Raw genomic sequence first — 17,936 nt, 5'->3', positions numbered from 1 at the left:
TGGCAAGCGATCGAGGGTCGGTCAGATTTACAGCCAACCGCGTTGCGCGCCGATGGTACTATTGAGCACTAAAATGGAGAATGGCATGAGTTCAGCTTATCAGCACCTGGCGCTGGCCGATGTACGGCCCGGGATGGTGCTCTCGGATGTGTTGCTAGACCAGCAGGGTCAGGTGCTGTTGCCGCAAGGCGCCGTGCTGACCACCTCGATCATCGCCCTGCTGCCGCGCCATGGCATCGAGATGCTGGCGATCCTGTGCGGCGCCGACGCCGCCGCGCCGGCGGTCGATCTGTCCGCCGTGCAGGCGCGCCTGGCGCACCTGTTTCGCCACCATGACGCCGGCAACGACGACGATAGCGCCACCGCCGCGCTGTACCGCTACGTCACGGACTACCGGCTCGAGCGGGAGATGACGGAATGACACCGCTGAGCCTCGACGACGTTGTCGGCAAACTCGAAGACCTGCCGTCGCTGCCCGCGGTGGTGATGGAACTGCTGACCAGCATCGATCAGGAAGACGTCGACATTTCCGTGCTCGCCAAGAAAGTTTCGCACGACCAGGCGCTGACGGCCAAGACGCTGCGCCTGGCCAATGCGTCGGTATACGGGCTGCAGGTGAAGGTAACCACGATCCAGCAGGCGATCACGTTTCTCGGCTTTCAGACGACGCGCAACATCATCACCGCCGCCGCCGTCACCGGTTGCTTCGCGGCCGGCAAGTGCGCCGGGTTTGACGACAAGGCGTTCTGGCGCCATTCGATCGGCACCGCCGCCTGCGCGCGGGTGCTGGCACGGCGCATGCGCTTCAACCAGGACTACGCCTTCACCGCCGGCCTGCTGCACGACATCGGTCGGCAGGTACTGGTCAGCACCTACCCGGAACGCTACGCCGAAGCGATCGCTTACCGCGCCGCCCACGACGTCGACATGCTCGACGCGGAACGGGCGGTGCTCGGCGTCGACCATGTGATGGCGGGCGTCGCGCTGGCGGACCACTGGAATTTTTCGGACACGATGCGGCTGGCAATTGCCAACCACCACAGCCCGGAGCACCCGGGCGCGGGCTTCCTGGCCACCATCATTCATGTGGCCAATGCCATCGTTCACGCACTGGATCTCGCGCGCGAGACCGACGACGTGGTGCCCCGCGTCTCATCGGTCGCCTGGACCGCGCTGGGCCTCACTGAGGAAAGCTACCTGCATGTATTTCGCGAAACGGAATTGCAGTTTGAAGAAATTGCTACCGTCCTGATGGGCTAACTCCCGAGCGCACGGCTTGCGCAGGAATCCGTGCCCGGCGTCGCGATTCAACAAAATCGATGGCGCCGATCACGTGCTGCGCGGTGTGCGTGTTGTTACCCTATCCGCCGCTGGCATGACAGCTGCTGCCGCCACGCCCGCGGAATCAATGGGCATAGTTGCCGGTGGTGGTGGTCGCCGCTGCTGCCTCGGCTGCGGCCTTGTCTTCCGCCTTTGGACGGCCCTGGGCGTCGGACAGACGATACTTGGTGCGGCGATCGCCCATCAGGTCGCGCAGGTCGCGGATGCTCATGCCGGTCACTTCGTGCATGCGGATCAGCAGCGACGCGCCGACCGGCAGGCGGTGGTGGCGAATCTTGCTGATGACAGGCGGGGCCACCTCGAGCATGCGCGACAAGGCAGCGTCGTTCTTCAGCTGCATTTTGCCGAGCAGAATGTCGAGCAGGTGGTTCGGGTTGTAACTTTCTTGTGATGCCAAAGCATGGTGTGCCATGATCTTACCTCGTGTATGTGGTTGAAATAGTTCCGTTACGAACTTTGTTAAAGACTATCTTTCGTCTAAATAAGTTCCCGGAAAACGACGTGTGATGATCAAACTAGCAAACCACCGATCAATCACGTTCACCGTTGCCGGATCGTTTGCGCCTGCGCGCTACTCGCCTTCCCAACGCACTTGTTCATCAAACAAATTATCAGACTCATACGCTATCAGTACATCCGACCTTCGCTTCGCCTACATTGTTTAAAATCAAGCTATCGTGCGGAAAGCTTGTCACAACGGCATTTCAACACATGGGGATAATTTGTGGCGCACGCAAGAGTTTTCTTGAACTCAGCTTGTGCTTGACGATTCCGGCGGAACCCATTGATTTACAACAGAAAATACTTCTGGGCAATTTAACGAATGTGAAAGTTTTCAGCAGGAAACGCCCAGTATAATTTGCGCAAAGTAATACCATTAGTCGTCGGCGCCGTGCCGCATTTCACAAATTCGTTTGCATTTAATACTTCGCCGGGCGGCGCGCGCCGCCCGGCCGAATCCGCCCAAGTTGCCGATTTACGGTAAACTGCCACCTCGCGTTGTCACAGCGTCAGCACACCACTAGCAAGAACATTCCATGCAGAAAAAAGTATTTATCAAGACCTTCGGCTGCCAGATGAACGAGTACGATTCCGACAAGATGGCGGACGTGCTCGGCGCCTCGGACGGCATGGTGCGCACCGATACGCCGGAAGACGCCGACGTCATCCTGCTCAACACCTGCTCGGTGCGCGAAAAGGCGCAGGAAAAAGTGTTTTCCGACCTGGGCCGCCTGCGCGAGCTGAAGCTGGCCAGGCCCGATCTGCTGATCGGCGTCGGCGGCTGCGTCGCCTCGCAGGAGGGCGACGCCATCGTCAAGCGCGCGCCGTATGTCGACATGGTGTTCGGCCCGCAGACCTTGCACCGGCTGCCGCAGATGATGCGCGAACGGCGCAGCAGCGGCGCGGCGCAGGTCGACATCAGCTTCCCCGAAATCGAGAAGTTCGACCACCTGCCCCCCGCCCGCACCGACGGCGCCTCGGCGTTCGTGTCGATCATGGAAGGCTGCAGCAAGTACTGCAGTTACTGCGTGGTGCCGTACACCCGCGGCGAGGAAGTGTCGCGCCGGTTCGAGGACGTGCTCGCTGAAGTAGCTGGCCTGGCCGCGCAGGGCGTGCGCGAAATCTCGCTGCTGGGGCAGAACGTCAACGCCTTCCGCGGTGCCATGGAAGGCGGTGAAACTGCCGACTTCGCGCTGCTGCTCGAATACGTCGCTGCCATCCCCGGCGTCGAGCGGATCCGCTTCGTCACCAGCCATCCGAAGGAATTTACCCAGCGCCTGATCGACGCCTACGCCACCATCCCGCAGCTGGTCGACCACTTGTACCTGCCGGCGCAGCATGGCTCGGACCGCGTGCTCGGCGCCATGAAGCGCGGCTACACGGCGCTCGAGTACAAGTCGATCATCCGCCGCATCAAGGCGGTGCGCCCGAACATGTCGATTTCGTCGGACTTCATCGTCGGCTTCCCCGGCGAAACCGAGGCCGACTTCGAAGCGATGATGAAGCTCATTGCCGATGTCGGTTTCGACACGAGCTACAGCTTCATCTTCAGCAAGCGCCCCGGCACGCCGGCCGCCAACCTGGAAGACGACACGCCGCATGAAGTCAAGCTGGCGAGATTGCAGCGCCTGCAGGCGGCGATCGACGCCAACACGCGCAAGTTCAGCGCGGCGATGGTCGGCACGGTGCAGCGCATCGTCGTCGAAGGTCCGTCGAAAAAGGACGCCGGCGAACTTGCTGGCCGCACCGAGAACAACCGCGTGGTCAACTTCGCCGCCGGCGCGCAGTTTGCCGCGCTGGTGGGCAGCATGGCCGACGTGCGCATCACCGAGAGTTTTAACTACACCTTGCGCGGCGAACTAGTCGCCAGCGCCGACCTGATTGCGAAAGCCAGTTGAAAACCAAGACCCCTACCCAGCCCTCGTACTTCGTCCCCGAGCCGCTCGACAACACCCGGCTGGCCCACCTGTGCGGCCCGCTCGACGAAAACCTGCGCCAGATTTCGGCCGCCCTCGACGTCACCATTTTCCGCCGCGGCGAAAAATTCATCGTCAGCGGCAGCAACGCCGATGTCGCCGTCGAGATCCTCGAGCGCTTCTACGCCGTCGCCAACAAGATCGTGCCGATCGAGGAAGTGCAGCTCGCGCTGGTCGAACAGCGCTCCGGCCTGGCGCCGACCATCGCGCCGCAAGCGCCCGACGAAGAGCATCCGGACATGACCGAGATCACCACGCCGGTGCTCAAGACGCGCCGCGCCGACCTGCGCGGGCGCACGCCGCACCAGATCCAGTATCTGCGCGCGATCCTCGAACACGACATCGCCTTCGGCGTCGGCCCGGCCGGCACCGGCAAGACCTACCTCGCGGTGGCGTGCGCGGTCGACGCGCTCGAACGCGACGCGGTCAAGCGCATCGTCCTCACGCGCCCCGCGGTGGAAGCGGGCGAGCGCCTCGGCTTCCTGCCCGGCGACATGGCCTCGAAGGTCGACCCGTACCTGCGGCCGTTGTACGACGCGCTGTACGACCTGCTCGGTTTCGACCGCACCCAGAAGATGTTCGAGAAACAGGTCATCGAGATCGCGCCGCTGGCCTACATGCGCGGGCGCACCTTGAACCACGCGTTCGTGATCCTCGACGAAGCGCAGAACACGACGGTCGAGCAGATGAAGATGTTCCTGACCCGGATCGGCTTCGGCAGCAAGGCCGTGGTGACCGGCGACGTCACCCAGGTCGACCTGCACAAGACCCAGAAGAGCGGCTTGATCGACGCGGTGCATGTCCTCAAGGACGTGCGCGGCATCGCCTTCACCCAGTTCTCCAGCGCCGACGTGGTGCGCCATCCGCTGGTCGGGCGCATCGTCGACGCCTACGAGTCGGCCGCCTCGATCCAGGAGCTGATCGCCCTGCCCAAACCGGGTGCGAAAAATGTCCGCAAAAAATAAGCTTACGCTGGCGGTGCAGTATCCCGATGCGCGCCTGCTGGCGTCGGTGTCGCGCCAGAAGGTGCGGCGCTGGGTGCAGGCTGCCCTGCTCGGGCCGGCCGAGCTGACTATCCGCTTCGTCGCCGAGGAGGAGGGGCGCGTGCTCAATCGCGATTACCGCGCCAAGGACTACGCCACCAACGTGCTGACGTTCGCCTACAACGAGGGCGAGGAACTGGCCGCCGACGAGCCGACCCGCGCCGACATCATCCTTTGCACCGACGTGCTCGAACGCGAAGCGGCCGAACAGCAGAAGACGGTCGAAGAACACACCGCCCACCTGGTGGTGCACGGCGTGCTGCACGCCCAGGGCTACGACCACGAGCACGAGGAAGAAGCCGGCGAAATGGAGCAGCTCGAGCGCGACATCCTCGAAGCGCTCGGCTATCCGGATCCGTACGCCGACTCGCACAGCTGACCGGCGCCGCGCGAATTTCCCAGTAGTATTTTGCCCACTTGAAAGCGCGGCGTCCTCCTACAGCCTCAACTCCTCCGCTCCGCCCCTCTCTGTTCGCAAGCGCACAGTTGTCGATTGAACAATCCTGTCTACTCGGACGTCACACAAAGGAACAACAGACAGGAGATACTGCCTATGCAAGCATCAAACGCTCCGACCACCGCGATCTGGCTCGACAACGCCAGCATGCCCGCTTTCCCCGCCCTTGACGGCGACACCACTGCCGACGTCTGCGTGATCGGCGCCGGCATCGCCGGCCTGACCACTGCCTACATGCTGCTGCGCGAGGGTAAATCGGTGATCGTCATCGACAGCGCCGGCATCGGCGCCGGCGAAACTGGCCGCAGCACGGCGCACATGTTCCCGCCCGACGAACGCTACTCCGAACTCGAACGCGGCTTCGGCGCCGTCAAGGCCGCGCTGGTGGCCGACAGCTACCGCCGCGCCACCGACTGCGTCGAATCGATCATCCGCGTCGAACAGATCGTCTGCGAATTCGAGCGCCTCGACGGCTACCTGTTCAATCCGAACGGCCAGTGGAACGCGGTGCTCGAGAGCGAGTACGCGGTGACGAGCCGCTTCGGCCTCGACGTGCGCCGCCTCGAGCGCGTGCCCGGCCTGCAGTTCGACACCGGCCCGTGCCTGCGCTTTGCGCGCCAGGCCCAGTTCCATCCCCTCAAATACCTCGCCGGGCTGGCGCGCGCGATCATCACGCTCGGCGGCAGGATCCACGATCACACCCGCGCGCTCGACGTCGGCGGCGACGCCGTCTCGCAGACGGTGCGCTGCGAGCAGGGCGCGATCACGGCCGCTGCCGTCGTCATCGCCACCAACGTGCCGTTCATCGAGCGCTTCGTCAAGCACGGCATGCAGGAGTCGTACCGCAGCTACGTGCTGGGCCTGCGCGTGCCGAAAGACGCGCTGCCGCGCGCGCTGCTGTGGGACACCGGCAAACCGTACTACTACGTGCGGCTGGCGTCGGCCAGACCGGACGCCAACTACGAACTGCTGGTCGTCGGCGGCCAGGACCACAAGGACGCGGCAAGCCCGCCGGCGCAGCAGCGCTACGACGAAATCGAGGCGTGGGCACGGGCGCGCTTCCCGATCGCCGGCCAGGTCGACTACGCCTGGTCGGGCCGGGTGATGGAACCGGGTGACGGCATCGCCCTGCTCGGCCGCAATCCGCTCGACGAAGGCAACGTCTTCATCATCACCGGCGACTCCGGCAACGGCATGACCCACTGCACCGCCGGTGCAATCCTCGTCAACGACCAGATCCTCGGGCGCACCAACCGCTGGAGCGAGCTGTATTCGCCCGACCGCGAGCCTTTCCACGGCGGCCAACAATTGCGATTCGGCACAGGACCGTGATGACTGTTTTGTACAACCTTCTGAAAAGGTCCGCAGGAATGCTTATAAATTCGCAACATTATTGATCTAATCGCAACGTAGATTCGGTCAGGTGCGTGTTCGCAAAAGGTGGCGAGTGATACGGCATCGCTATCCTTGTCTGCGAAACCGGATACAGCCCACGTTCGCCGGGGGTTTGCGTCAAGCAAGCTGAAGCGCCCGCACCGTCCCCTGATCCAATCTGCTGTTCAGAGGAGGACGTCGGCTTTACACTGGGCAATCCAGTGCAACTGGCAAGTGGCGCCAAAGTGCAGACTGAAACAGACCTGATCGCCGGACCAAGCGACTGGCTGCGCATCCAACGCACCTATCGCACCTTACGCAAAAACTGGAGCGCGCAATCCGCAGGAGTCGGGTGGTCCTTTTCGTTTGACCGGGAGCTCGTCGTCGATCGGTTCAGCATATTCTTGCCCTTCGTCTCCGGCACCTTCGGCGACGGTAGCGCTTTTGCTTTTGACCTGCTGCCAGGCGGAAAACTCGTCTCGCGGTATGACAAGCGGGTCTCGATGAAGGCGCTCGACGTGAACTATAACGACCTGCTCCTCACCACCACCAACGGTCAGGTTGAGCGCTACAAGAATTTAAATGGTACGTACAAGATGGTCAGCTCGCATAGCGCGACCGGGGGATCCGCGACTTATTCGCACGACGCGGAGCGCCAGCTAACTTTAATCTCGGACGACAAAGGCCGAAGCGTCAAAATCGGTTGGCGCGACGGCGTTGTTGAATCGATCGACGGACCCGATGGGGGGGGTCGTTACGAATATCAGCAGGCTTCGGTTCTCGGCCAGGCTGACAGCATCGGAATGGCCCGCCTGGAGGCAGTACATTTTCAACGCCGCGAGGGCGCCGTCTTGGCGTCCAGGCGCTACCACTACGAACGCGAATCGTCGCGTTACTTCTTGACCGGCATCACCGACGAAAATAACGTCCGCTTCGCCACCTACGCGCTTAACGTTGCTGGCCAGGCGCTATCGACACAGCATGCCGGCGGCGCGGGACGCTACACGTTCTCTTACCCCACCGACGTTACGCGGCGCGTGATTGACCCGCTCGGCACAGAAAGACTCTGGGCGCTCACCTATCCGTCCGGTACCAGAGGGCGCGTCGCCAGCGAAAGCCGGCCTGCCGGGGCAGGATCGGCCGCAACCTCGAGCAAATTCGAATATGCCAACCGCGGCGACTTGACAAGCACTACCGATTTCAATGGCAACAAAACGTGCTTCGTGACTGACGTTGCGCGTGGGTTGCAAACACGTCGCATCGCCGGATTGAAGGCCGACGCAGCCTGCCCGGTTACCGCTAACGATTCCGTCATGACCGCACGGATGACCGGCACACAATGGCATCCGGACTGGCCGCTGAAGAGCGTGACCGACGAACCGAACCGACTTACAAATTACGTGTACAACGGTGAGCGCGGCGCCGACGGGCAGATTGCGCGTTGCTCCGACGCGACCCTGCCAAACGCTAAGCCGGTCGCCGTCCTTTGCAGTAAGTCAGTGCAAGCCACCACGGACAACAACGGAGCGCTCGGTTTCGCCGCCGCCAAAACCGGCGCAGCACGTGCGTGGCAGTACACGTACAACAGCGTCGGCAAATTACTGACACGCACGGGACCCGCCGATGCGGCGGGCAACCACGACGCTCTGCTGCTCACCTACTTCGACACGACCTACGACCACACTGCCGGCGATCTGGCGACCGCAACCAATGGCGCAGGCGAACTCACGCAGTTTCGCGAGTACAGCAAAGATGGCCTGGCAACCAATATCAAGCTGCCGAACGGGCAAATCATCAAGCTCGAGTATGGCCCCCGCCAGCAGCTCGTTTCGCGTACCGTTGAAGATGGCCGCGGCTTGTCCGAAAGTACAAGCTATCAATATGACGACGCAGGCCAGCGCACCCGCGTTACCGCCGCCGACGGTACATTTATGGACTATGCCTACGACGCGGCGCATCGCCTCACGGACCTCCGAGACTCGGCAGGGAACGCTGTCCACTTCACGCCCGACAACATCGGCAACGTGATCAAACAGGAAGTGCGCGATCCGGCCGGCGTACTGGTGACGATGTCAAAGCGTACCTACGACGCACTCAGCCGGCTCCAGAAAGAACAACGCGATGACCAGGACCCTGGAGTGGCTTATGCCTACGACCGTGGGCGCAACCTGACCAGGGTGACCGATCCACTCGGCCGCGCGACTACACAGGTTTTCGATAGCTGCGATCGCGTGATGACGCAGGTTATGCCCCCGCCCACGCCTGGCGCCGCAGCGCCCGTGATCGGCTATGGTTATTCGCACCAGGACGATCTTGTATCTGTCGCCGATCCGCGCAAGCTGATAACGCGCTACACCGTTGATGGACATGGCCAGCAAACCACCACGATTAGTCCAGACACCGGCACGACAACCTCCGCATTTGATGGTGCAGGCAATCCCGATTTCAGCATTGATGCTGCAAGCGGCGATTGCCAAGCTGCTGTCGGCCGTCAGATCGCGCTGGGAAGGCGCGCACGCCGATGCAATCGCCCGGCAAATGTCAGAGGCGGCGCTGGTGCGCACGCAAGCCGGACCTGGCGCGGTCGCGCTGACGTCCAGCCGGCCGGACGAATCGCCGTATCAGGTAACACTGACGAAGCAGTTTGTGGCCGTCAGCTGGCTCGATGGCTGAGCCGAATTCTGCGGCCCCACCGCGCCCGCGCTCTGCTTAAAAAACGGGCAATCGCCGATGTAGTGTATCCTACGTCCATCGCAACAACGGCTCACGCCAACTATGCCAGAGCACCCTAATGACGTCCGCACGGACGCCAAGCAACACCGGTCACTGTTTGAACGCCTGACCGCACTGATCTCCCCAGAGCCTGAAAACCGCGCCGAGCTGCTCGAAGTTCTGCACGACGCCCACGAACGCAGCCTGATCGATGCCGACGCCTTGTCGATGATCGAAGGCGTGTTCCAGGTGTCGGACCTGTCCGCGCGCGACATCATGGTGCCGCGCTCGCAGATGGACGTCATCGACATCAGCAAGCCGATCGAAGAGTGGATGCCCGACGTGCTGGCAACCGCGCACTCGCGCTTTCCCGCCATCGAGGGCGAACGCGACAAGGTGATCGGCATCCTGCTGGCCAAGGACCTGCTGCGCTACTACGCCGAAGAATCGTTCGACGTGCGCGACATGCTGCGCCCTGCCATCTTCATCCCCGAATCGAAGCGCCTCAATGTGCTGCTGCGCGACTTCCGCGCCAACCACAATCACATGGCCATCGTCGTCGACGAGTACAGCGGCGTGGCCGGCCTGATCACGATCGAAGATGTGCTCGAGCAGATCGTCGGCGACATCGAGGACGAATACGATTTCGACGAGGAAGAAGACAACGTCCTGTCGATCAAGGAAGGCCAGCTTGGTCCGCGCTGGCGCGTCAAGGCGCTGACCGAACTCGAACAGTTCAACGAGGAGATCGGCGCCGCACTGGTCGACGACGACGTCGACACCATCGGCGGCCTGGTCGCCAATCACCTCGGCCGCATGCCGCACAAGGGCGAGCTGTTCGACATCGACAACTTGCGCTTCGAAGTGCTGCGCGCCGACGCCCGCCAGATCCACGTGCTGCTGGTCGAACGGCTGCCGCACCCAGAGGACGAACGCGACTGATGCTGCGCCGGCCACGCGTCTGCGCCCCGACATATGCGGGTGCGCCGCGCGGCACCGCGTGGCCGATGCTGTGGGCCGCCCTCGCCGGCCTGTGCAGCCTGTTCTCGTTCGCCCCTTTCGGCGCCTGGCCGATCCAGCTGCTGCTGCTCGCCTTCCTGTTCTACCAGGTCGGCATGGATACCTCGGTGCGCCGCGCCACCTGGATCGGCTGGGCCTTCGGGCTCGGTTGGTCGGTGGCCGGCATGCACTGGTTGTACATCGCGATGAACCGCTTTGGCGGCCTGGCCGCGCCGCTCGCCGCGCTGGCGATCCTGCTGCTGGCGTGCTACATGGGCCTGTTCGCCGCGCTTGCCACTGGCGCCGCCGCCTGGCTGCGGCGCCGCTGGTCGCTGCCGGTGACCTCGTTCCTGATGCTGGTCTTGCCCGTCACCTGGGCGCTGTCCGAATGGATGCGCGGCTGGGTATTCACCGGTTTTCCATGGGCCGCCTCCGGCTACGCCCACAACACCAGTCCACTGTCGGGCTACGCGCCGCTGATCGGCGTGTACGGCATCGGCATGCTCGTCGCGCTGTGCGGCGCATGCCTGGCGATGCTGACCCAGCGCGCGCGCTGGCCGGCGATCGGCCTCTTGGCCGCGATCATGGCGGCCGGCTTCGGCCTCACCCATGTCGAATGGACGCGCCCTCACGGCCAGCCGATCTCGGTGCGCCTGTTGCAGGGTAACGTGGCGCAGGGCGAAAAATTCGAGCCGCTGCACATCAACCGCGCGCTGGAACTGTACCGCTCGATGATCGTCGCCGCGCCGGCCGACTTGATCGCCACGCCGGAAACGGCGATCGTCCTGCCGCCCCAGCATCTGCCGCCCGGTTATCTGGAGAGCCTCGCGGCATTCGCGCGCAGCACCAACAGCAGCCTGCTGTATGGCACGCCGATGGCCGACAGCCCGACCCAGTACGCCAACAGCGTCGCCGGCATCGGCCCGAACGGCCAGACTTACCGCTTCGACAAGCAGCACTTGGTGCCGTTCGGCGAGTTCGTGCCGCCGGGCTTTCGCTGGTTCGTCGACCTGATGCGCATCCCGCTGGGCGACTTCACGCGCGGCGCCAAGATCCAGCCGGCGTTCGCCGTCAAGGACCAGCTGGTGCTGCCGAACGTCTGCTACGAGGACGCCTTTGGCGAGGAAATCGCCGACCAGCTGCGCGCCGCCGCGGCGCCGGCCACGGTGCTGCTGAACGTGTCGAACCTGGCCTGGTACGGCGAGTCGGTGGCGATTCCGCAGCACCTGCAGATTTCGCGCATGCGCTCGCTCGAGACGGGACGGCCGATGCTGCGCTCGACCAGCAACGGCGCCACCGCCGTCATCGATGGCCGCGGCAACATCACCGCCGAACTGCCGCCGTTTACCCGCGGCGTGCTCACGGCCAAGGTGCAGGGCATGGAAGGCATGACGCCGTACATTCGCTTCGGCAATCTGGGATTCCTGCTGCTGGGCGCGCTCGGCCTGGCGGCGGCGTGGCTTTCCGGGCGAAAGTTCCGCAACAACGCTGCCAACGCCGCTTAGTTGCCCTTAATGATGCTTGTTGTTCTACATACGTTCCCAGCCGCAGCCCAAAACCGCTAAAATTGGGCGCTTGGCAAACTCACCTACCGTTCGCGCCCGTTGGCGCGGCTTCCAGATCCGATGCTCACATTCCAACAAATTATTCTGACCTTGCAATCCTACTGGGACAAGCAAGGCTGCGCCTTGCTCCAGCCGTACGACCAGGAAGTCGGCGCCGGCACTTTCCACACCGGCACCTTCCTGCGCGCGATCGGCCCGGAGCCGTGGCGCGCCGCGTATGTGCAGCCGTCGCGCCGCCCGAAGGACGGCCGCTACGGCGAGAACCCGAACCGCCTGCAGCACTACTACCAGTACCAGGTGGTGCTGAAACCGGCGCCGGAAAACATCCTCGACCTGTATCTCGGTTCGCTCGAGGCGCTCGGCCTGGACCTGAAGCAGAACGACGTGCGCTTCGTCGAGGACGACTGGGAAAGCCCGACCCTGGGCGCCTGGGGCCTCGGCTGGGAAGTCTGGCTGAACGGCATGGAGGTGACGCAGTTCACCTACTTCCAGCAGGTCGGCGGCCTCGATTGCAAGCCGGTGCTCGGCGAAATCACCTACGGCATCGAGCGCCTGGCGATGTACCTGCAGGGCGTCGAGAACGTGTATGACCTGGTGTGGACGGAGTGGGAAGAAAACGGCGCCAGGAAGACGCTGTCGTACGGCGACGTCTTCCACCAGAACGAGGTCGAGCAGTCGACCTACAACTTCGAGCACGCCAACACCGAGCTGCTGTTCGCCGCTTTCGCCAACCACGAAGCAGAGGCGAAGCGCCTGGTCGAACTGGCGCTGACCCTCCCGGCGTACGAGCAGATCATGAAGGCGTCGCACAGCTTCAACATGTTAGATGCGCGCGGCGCCATCTCGGTGACCGAGCGCGCCGCCTACATCGGCCGCGTGCGCACCTTGTCGCGCCTGGTCGCGCAGGCCTACTACGATTCGCGCGAAAAGCTGGGATTCCCGATGGCGCCTGGCGCCGCGGGCGCCCCCATCGACCGCGAAGCGGCCTGAGTCCTTCGAACATATAAGAATAGAACCATGAACCAGACCTTACTCGTCGAACTGCTGACCGAAGAACTGCCGCCGAAGGCGCTCGTCAAACTAAGCAACGCATTTGCCACAGGGATTACCGACGGCCTTAAGGCGCGCGAATTGCTAGAGGATAGCAGCACGGTGACGGTTTTTGCGACGCCGCGCAGATTGGCGCTTTCAATAACAGATGTTCGCGGTACAGCACGCGATATCGCAATCCGAGAAAAAATCCTCCCAGTTAACATCGCGCTCGACGCGAGCGGCAGCCCGACACCGCCGATGCTAAAGAAATTGGCCGCAATGCATTTGACTCATGTGCCACTTGAAGAATTCGAGCGGGCCATGGATGGAAAGGCAGAAGCACTTTTTTATAATTCTGTGGCGGCCGGAAAATCTCTGCAGGTGGGTTTGCAGTTCGCAATTATGGAATCGATTTCTAGGCTCCCCATTCCGAAGCTGATGAGCTATCAGCGGCCCGACGGCGCCACCGTGCAGTTCGTGCGCCCTGCCCATTCGCTGATCGCGCTGCACGGCGAGGAGATCGTTCCCTTGAGCGCGCTGGGTCTTTCGGCGGGCCGCACCACGCTCGGCCACCGCTTCCTGTCCGAGGGCCAGCCGATCTCGATCTCGCATCCGGTCAACTACGCCGGCATGCTGGAAAACGAGGGCAAGGTCATCGCCAGCGCCGCCCAGCGCAAGGACGCCATCCGCGCCGCGCTGCTGGAAAAAGCCGGCGCCGACCAGGTCCTGATGCCGGAAGCGCTGCTCGATGAAGTGGCCGCCCTGGTCGAATGGCCGGTGGTGTACGAATGCCGCTTCGAGGACGAATTTCTGGCCGTGCCGCAGGAATGCCTGATCCTGACGATGCAGACCAACCAGAAGTACTTTGCGCTGACCGATAGCGCCGGCAAGCTGCGTTCGCGCTTCCTGATCGTGTCGAACATCGAGACGAGCGACCCGCAGCACATCATCGGCGGCAACGAGCGGGTCGTGCGTCCGCGCCTGTCGGACGCCAAGTTCTTCTTCGAGCAGGACAAGAAGAAGACGCTCGAGTCGCGCCTGCCGCTGCTGGCCAACGTGGTCTACCACAACAAGCTGGGCACCCAGGCCGAGCGCACGCAGCGCGTTACGCGGCTGGCCGGCGCCATCGCAAAGCGGCTCGGCTACGACGTGCTGCTGGCAGAACGCGGCGCCATGCTGGCCAAGACGGACCTGCTGACCGACATGGTCGGCGAATTCCCGGAACTGCAAGGCATCATGGGCGCGTACTACGCGCGCCACGACGGCGAGCACGAGGAAGTGGCGCTGGCCGCGTCCGAACACTACCAGCCGCGCTTTGCCGGCGACGCGCTGCCGTCGACCGCGACCGGCACCGCCGTGGCGCTGGCCGACAAGCTCGAGACGCTGGTCGGCATCTGGTCGATCGGCCTGCAGCCAACCGGCGACAAGGATCCGTTCGCGCTGCGCCGCCACGCCCTCGGCGTGCTGCGCATGCTGCTGGAAAAGCGCCTGCCGCTGGCGATCAGCGACCTGCTGGCCGATGCCGCCGCGGTATTCGACTATCGCGCCGGCTTCAAGGATCCGTCCAGCGAAGTGGCCGCCTTCATCATCGAGCGCCTGCGCGGCATCCTGCGCGAGCGCGGCTTTTCGGCCAACGAAGTCGAGGCGGTGCTGGCGCAGAACCCGGACCGGCTGGACGACATCGTGCAGCGCCTGGAAGCCGTCAAGGCCTTCGCCGCGCTGCCCGAGAGCGCGTCGCTGGCCGCGGCCAACAAGCGCATCACGAATATCCTGAAAAAGACCGATGTCGCCATCGGCGCCGTATCGGCCGAGCTGCTGCAGGTCGAGGCCGAGCGCAAGCTGGCCGCCAGCGTGGCGCGCGTGCGACCCGAAGTCGACGCGGCCTTTGGCGCAGGCGACTTCAGCAGCACTTTGAGGACGCTGGCGCAGCTGCGCGACGACGTCGATGGCTTCTTCAACGACGTCATGGTGATGGACGAGAACCTCGACCTGCGCAACAACCGCCTGGCGCTGCTGTCGCAGTTGCACGCGATGATGAACCGCGTCGCCGACATCTCGAAACTGGCGGCATGAGGAGACTGGCGTGATGAAGATGATCATCCTCGACCGCGACGGCGTCATCAACCACGATTCGCCGGCGTTCATCAAGTCGCCGGCCGAGTGGGTGCCGATTCCCGGCTCGCTCGAAGCGATCGCGCGCCTTAACCAGGCCGGCTACCGGGTGGTGATCGCTTCGAACCAGTCCGGCATCGCGCGCGAGCTGTTCGACATGACCATCCTCAACGCCATCCACCAGAAGCTGCATGCCAATGCGCAGACGGTGGGCGCGACGATCGACGCCATCTTTTTCTGCCCGCACGCGGCGATCGACAACTGCGATTGCAGAAAGCCGAAGGCCGGCATGTTCGAGGAAATCAGCAAGCGCTTCAAGGTCAGCCTGAAGGGCGTGCCCACCGTCGGCGACTCGCTGCGCGACCTGCAGGCAGGCTTCAAGACCGGCTGCGTGCCCTACCTGGTCCTGACCGGCAAAGGCCAGAAGACGTTCGAGACCGGCGGCCTGCCGCCGGGCACCCAGGTATTCGCCGACCTCGCCGGGATGGTCGGCGCGCTGCTCAAGACACCACTGCCGCCTGCCGGCGGCACCCACTGATTTACCTCGGAGAAAAGATTTTGTATAAATTCGGCCTGTTCCTGCGTTCCCTGCTATTTACCGTCGTCATGGTGGTGGCCACCGTCGTCTGGGTCTGCGTGTGCCTGCTGGCCGCTCCGCTGCCCTACAACAAGCGGTTCTGGGTGACGTCGCGCTGGAACGTATTCGTGATATGGGCCGCCAAGGTAATCTGCGGCATCCACTACCGCTTCAAGGGCCTCGAAAATCAACCTGACGCCGCGGCGATCGTGCTGTCGAAACACCAGTCGGCCTGGGAGACCATTTTCCTGTTGCCCAACCTGAGACGCCCGCTGGTCTACGTGTTTAAAAAAGAAATCCTGTATATCCCGTTTTTCGGCTGGGGCATGGCGCTGCTGCGCATGATCCCGATCGACCGCAAGCAGGGCAAGAACGCCTTCAGGCACGTGGTCGAACAGGGCAAGCGCCGTCTGGCCGACGGCCAATGGATTATCATGTTCCCTGAAGGGACGCGTATCGCGGTGGGCAAGGCGGGCAAATATAAAAGCGGCGGCACGCGCCTGGCCGTGGAAACGAACACGGTGGTGGTGCCGATCGCGCATAATTCAGGTGAGTGCTGGCCCAAGAACTCGTTCCTGAAACGTCCCGGTGTGATCACGGTCTCGATCGGCAAGCCGATATCGCCGCAAAATCATACTCCCGACAGCATGATGCAAGAGGTAGAAAATTGGATAGAATCAGAAATGCGCGTCATTTCGCCCCACGCCTACAGCGCTGGCTGAGCGGGGTCGGCGCACTTATTCGGGCCAATGCGCCGCAACCGGACATGAAGTCACCAAAGATCGACGACCAGCAACTCGAATTATTCGCGCAGGATTTTTTTGCCGCGCTTGAACCGGCCGCGCCGGCACCGCCGCCCCAGGCACTGTTCAAGGCGCCGCCGGCGGCGCCGCGCGTCGTCTTCCCTACCCCGCCAACATCGACCGATACGCCGCTGCGGCGCATCCAGCTCGGCTCCCACTCGCTCGACTACCAGCTGCGGCGCTCGACGCGCCGCTCGATCGGTTTCACGATCGACGACGACGGCCTGCGCGTGACCGCGCCCAAGCGCGTGACCCTGGCCGAAATCGACAATGCGATCCGCGCCAAGCAGCGCTGGATCCTGACCAAGCTGCACGAACGCGGCGAGCGGCGTGCGCTGCGCCAGCAGAAGCCGCCGGTGCAATGGATCGACGGCGCCCAGCTTCCCTTCATGGGCGGCGACATCACATTGCGATTGCAGCCGGCCGAGCGCAGTCACTGCGTGTTCGACGGCGAACTGCGCGAACTGGCCATCGGCGTGGTGCCAGGCTTGTCGGAGTGGCAGCTGCAGGAGCGCGTGCGCCTGTGGCTGCAGTCGGAAGCGACGCGCGTGTTCAGCGAACGGATGGCCTTGTACGCGCCGCGGCTGGGGGTGAGCTACAGCTCGATGACACTGTCGTCGGCCGGCACCCGCTGGGGCTCCTGCACGGTCGACGGCAGCATCCGACTGAACTGGCGCCTGATCCACTTTCCGCTGGCGCTGATCGACTACGTGGTGGCGCACGAACTGGCGCACCTGCGCGAGATGAACCACAGCGCGCGCTTCTGGGCGACGGTCGAATCGGTGTATCCGGACTACGACGGCGCCAAGGCGGCGCTGCGCAAGCGATCGCAGGAACTGCCGGTGCTGTTCATCGACTGAGCACTTAGTGCGCGGCTTCCCTCACCCACGCTGCGTAGGCGGCCAGGCTGTCGGACTGCTCGCGCGTCAGGCAGCGCGACGGGATCGGCAAGGTTCCGCGCTTGAGCACCATCAGGCGCCCGCGCGCATAGCTGCGGATCGCGCTGACATCTTCCCATCCGATCAGGGTTACGCCACCGGGTCCGGTGCGCACGATGCCGTGCCGGTCGATGGTGAAGGCGTAGGTATGGCGCGAGCGCCCTTGGGTGACGAAATGGAAGGCCGACGCCCAGGTGGTTTTGACCAGCATGTACCAGCTGGCGGGCGCGTGGATGCGGCGCCGCCGGATCAGGTGATGCGCGTGCTGCCACATGAAGCTGACGTATTCGACCAAGGAGTAGCGCACCGAAAACTCGAGCGGCATCAGGACCAGGTCACCGTTGGCATGCAAGGCGGGTATGTCGGCGTGCGGGGTTTCGAGCGTGATCGTACTGCGCTGGTCGCGGTGCTGCTGGACCAAAACGGCGATCGGTTTCCGGCTGCCGACCGGCTTTGGATGGTTAAACCACAGCATGTGACTCCCCGTCAGCCTTCGATGAAGCAGA

16 protein-coding genes are annotated in these 17,936 nt (G+C 63.5%); 14 read left to right on the top strand and 2 right to left on the bottom strand.

Features of this window, described 5'->3' with window-relative positions:
• The first annotated feature begins 85 nt into the window (after positions 1-85).
• Positions 86-421: a hypothetical protein gene (locus ACP7DD_RS09115; protein ID WP_426174427.1), complete on the top strand. Its 336-nt coding sequence runs from the start codon at positions 86-88 to the stop codon at positions 419-421.
• Complete coding sequence (locus ACP7DD_RS09110) at positions 418-1,260, top strand: HDOD domain-containing protein (protein WP_426174426.1); 843 nt, start codon at positions 418-420, stop codon at positions 1,258-1,260. Before ACP7DD_RS09115 ends, ACP7DD_RS09110 begins: the two co-directional genes overlap by 4 nt.
• A 145-nt stretch (positions 1,261-1,405) precedes the next feature.
• On the opposite strand, the gene ACP7DD_RS09105 is transcribed toward ACP7DD_RS09110, so the two are convergent.
• Positions 1,406-1,753, bottom strand: coding sequence for a hypothetical protein (locus ACP7DD_RS09105; RefSeq protein ID WP_426174424.1), 348 nt, complete (start codon positions 1,751-1,753; stop codon positions 1,406-1,408).
• A 625-nt stretch (positions 1,754-2,378) separates the two neighbouring features.
• Between ACP7DD_RS09105 and miaB the strand changes: the two genes are divergently transcribed.
• From miaB to ACP7DD_RS09045, 12 genes are all read left to right on the top strand, one after another.
• Complete coding sequence (gene miaB, locus ACP7DD_RS09100; RefSeq protein WP_426174423.1) at positions 2,379-3,740, top strand: tRNA (N6-isopentenyl adenosine(37)-C2)-methylthiotransferase MiaB; 1,362 nt, start codon at positions 2,379-2,381, stop codon at positions 3,738-3,740.
• Positions 3,737-4,783 carry a PhoH family protein gene (locus ACP7DD_RS09095; protein WP_426174422.1) on the top strand — a complete coding sequence of 349 codons (1,047 nt, stop codon included), beginning with the start codon at positions 3,737-3,739 and terminating at the stop codon, positions 4,781-4,783. Before miaB ends, ACP7DD_RS09095 begins: the two co-directional genes overlap by 4 nt.
• A complete protein-coding gene (gene ybeY, locus ACP7DD_RS09090; protein ID WP_426174421.1) occupies positions 4,767-5,240 on the top strand; it encodes an rRNA maturation RNase YbeY in 474 nt (157 codons plus the stop codon). Before ACP7DD_RS09095 ends, ybeY begins: the two co-directional genes overlap by 17 nt.
• Positions 5,241-5,414: 174 nt before the next feature.
• Entirely contained in the window at positions 5,415-6,650 is a 1,236-nt protein-coding gene (locus ACP7DD_RS09085; RefSeq protein WP_426174420.1) for an NAD(P)/FAD-dependent oxidoreductase, read from the top strand.
• A 263-nt stretch (positions 6,651-6,913) separates the two neighbouring features.
• Positions 6,914-9,484 (top strand): DUF6531 domain-containing protein, encoded by a 2,571-nt coding sequence (locus ACP7DD_RS09080; RefSeq protein ID WP_426174419.1) that lies wholly within the window; start codon positions 6,914-6,916, stop codon positions 9,482-9,484.
• Complete coding sequence (locus ACP7DD_RS09075; RefSeq protein ID WP_426174418.1) at positions 9,468-10,346, top strand: HlyC/CorC family transporter; 879 nt, start codon at positions 9,468-9,470, stop codon at positions 10,344-10,346. Before ACP7DD_RS09080 ends, ACP7DD_RS09075 begins: the two co-directional genes overlap by 17 nt.
• Positions 10,346-11,908: an apolipoprotein N-acyltransferase gene (gene lnt, locus ACP7DD_RS09070; RefSeq protein ID WP_426174417.1), complete on the top strand. Its 1,563-nt coding sequence runs from the start codon at positions 10,346-10,348 to the stop codon at positions 11,906-11,908. Before ACP7DD_RS09075 ends, lnt begins: the two co-directional genes overlap by 1 nt.
• A 120-nt stretch (positions 11,909-12,028) precedes the next feature.
• Entirely contained in the window at positions 12,029-12,958 is a 930-nt protein-coding gene (glyQ, locus tag ACP7DD_RS09065) for a glycine--tRNA ligase subunit alpha (protein ID WP_426174416.1), read from the top strand.
• 27 nt (positions 12,959-12,985) lie between these two features.
• Entirely contained in the window at positions 12,986-15,073 is a 2,088-nt protein-coding gene (gene glyS / locus ACP7DD_RS09060; protein ID WP_426174415.1) for a glycine--tRNA ligase subunit beta, read from the top strand.
• Positions 15,074-15,086: 13 nt separating this feature from the next.
• Positions 15,087-15,650 carry a D-glycero-beta-D-manno-heptose 1,7-bisphosphate 7-phosphatase gene (gmhB, locus tag ACP7DD_RS09055; protein ID WP_426174470.1) on the top strand — a complete coding sequence of 188 codons (564 nt, stop codon included), beginning with the start codon at positions 15,087-15,089 and terminating at the stop codon, positions 15,648-15,650.
• Positions 15,651-15,718: 68 nt separating this feature from the next.
• Positions 15,719-16,411 carry a lysophospholipid acyltransferase family protein gene (locus ACP7DD_RS09050; RefSeq protein ID WP_426174414.1) on the top strand — a complete coding sequence of 231 codons (693 nt, stop codon included), beginning with the start codon at positions 15,719-15,721 and terminating at the stop codon, positions 16,409-16,411.
• A gap of 44 nt (positions 16,412-16,455) precedes the next feature.
• A complete protein-coding gene (locus tag ACP7DD_RS09045) occupies positions 16,456-17,352 on the top strand; it encodes a M48 family metallopeptidase (RefSeq protein ID WP_426174413.1) in 897 nt (298 codons plus the stop codon).
• A gap of 4 nt (positions 17,353-17,356) precedes the next feature.
• Here the strand turns inward: ACP7DD_RS09045 and ACP7DD_RS09040 are convergent, their stop codons facing one another.
• Complete coding sequence (locus ACP7DD_RS09040; protein WP_426174412.1) at positions 17,357-17,905, bottom strand: YcxB family protein; 549 nt, start codon at positions 17,903-17,905, stop codon at positions 17,357-17,359.
• Positions 17,906-17,936: the final 31 nt, after the last annotated feature.

The organism is Massilia sp. TWR1-2-2 (genome assembly GCF_049897565.1).
Lineage (GTDB): Bacteria > Pseudomonadota > Gammaproteobacteria > Burkholderiales > Burkholderiaceae_D > JAFCUW01.
The sequence above is the reverse complement of the archived record's forward strand: the minus strand, read 5'-3'. Positions and strand labels throughout refer to the sequence as shown.

Bases quoted from the DNA above. Each gene is read 5' to 3' on its own strand.
- ACP7DD_RS09115 (WP_426174427.1), top strand. From the start codon at position 86: ATGAGTTCAGCTTATCAGCACCTGGCGCTGGCCGATGTACGGCCCGGG.
- ACP7DD_RS09110 (WP_426174426.1), top strand. From the start codon at position 418: ATGACACCGCTGAGCCTCGACGACGTTGTCGGCAAACTCGAAGACCTG.
- ACP7DD_RS09105 (WP_426174424.1), bottom strand. From the start codon at position 1,753: ATGGCACACCATGCTTTGGCATCACAAGAAAGTTACAACCCGAACCAC.
- miaB (WP_426174423.1), top strand. From the start codon at position 2,379: ATGCAGAAAAAAGTATTTATCAAGACCTTCGGCTGCCAGATGAACGAG.
- ybeY (WP_426174421.1), top strand. From the start codon at position 4,767: ATGTCCGCAAAAAATAAGCTTACGCTGGCGGTGCAGTATCCCGATGCG.
- ACP7DD_RS09085 (WP_426174420.1), top strand. From the start codon at position 5,415: ATGCAAGCATCAAACGCTCCGACCACCGCGATCTGGCTCGACAACGCC.
- ACP7DD_RS09075 (WP_426174418.1), top strand. From the start codon at position 9,468: ATGCCAGAGCACCCTAATGACGTCCGCACGGACGCCAAGCAACACCGG.
- lnt (WP_426174417.1), top strand. From the start codon at position 10,346: ATGCTGCGCCGGCCACGCGTCTGCGCCCCGACATATGCGGGTGCGCCG.
- glyQ (WP_426174416.1), top strand. From the start codon at position 12,029: ATGCTCACATTCCAACAAATTATTCTGACCTTGCAATCCTACTGGGAC.
- glyS (WP_426174415.1), top strand. From the start codon at position 12,986: ATGAACCAGACCTTACTCGTCGAACTGCTGACCGAAGAACTGCCGCCG.
- gmhB (WP_426174470.1), top strand. From the start codon at position 15,087: ATGAAGATGATCATCCTCGACCGCGACGGCGTCATCAACCACGATTCG.
- ACP7DD_RS09050 (WP_426174414.1), top strand. From the start codon at position 15,719: ATGGTGGTGGCCACCGTCGTCTGGGTCTGCGTGTGCCTGCTGGCCGCT.
- ACP7DD_RS09045 (WP_426174413.1), top strand. From the start codon at position 16,456: ATGAAGTCACCAAAGATCGACGACCAGCAACTCGAATTATTCGCGCAG.
- ACP7DD_RS09040 (WP_426174412.1), bottom strand. From the start codon at position 17,905: ATGCTGTGGTTTAACCATCCAAAGCCGGTCGGCAGCCGGAAACCGATC.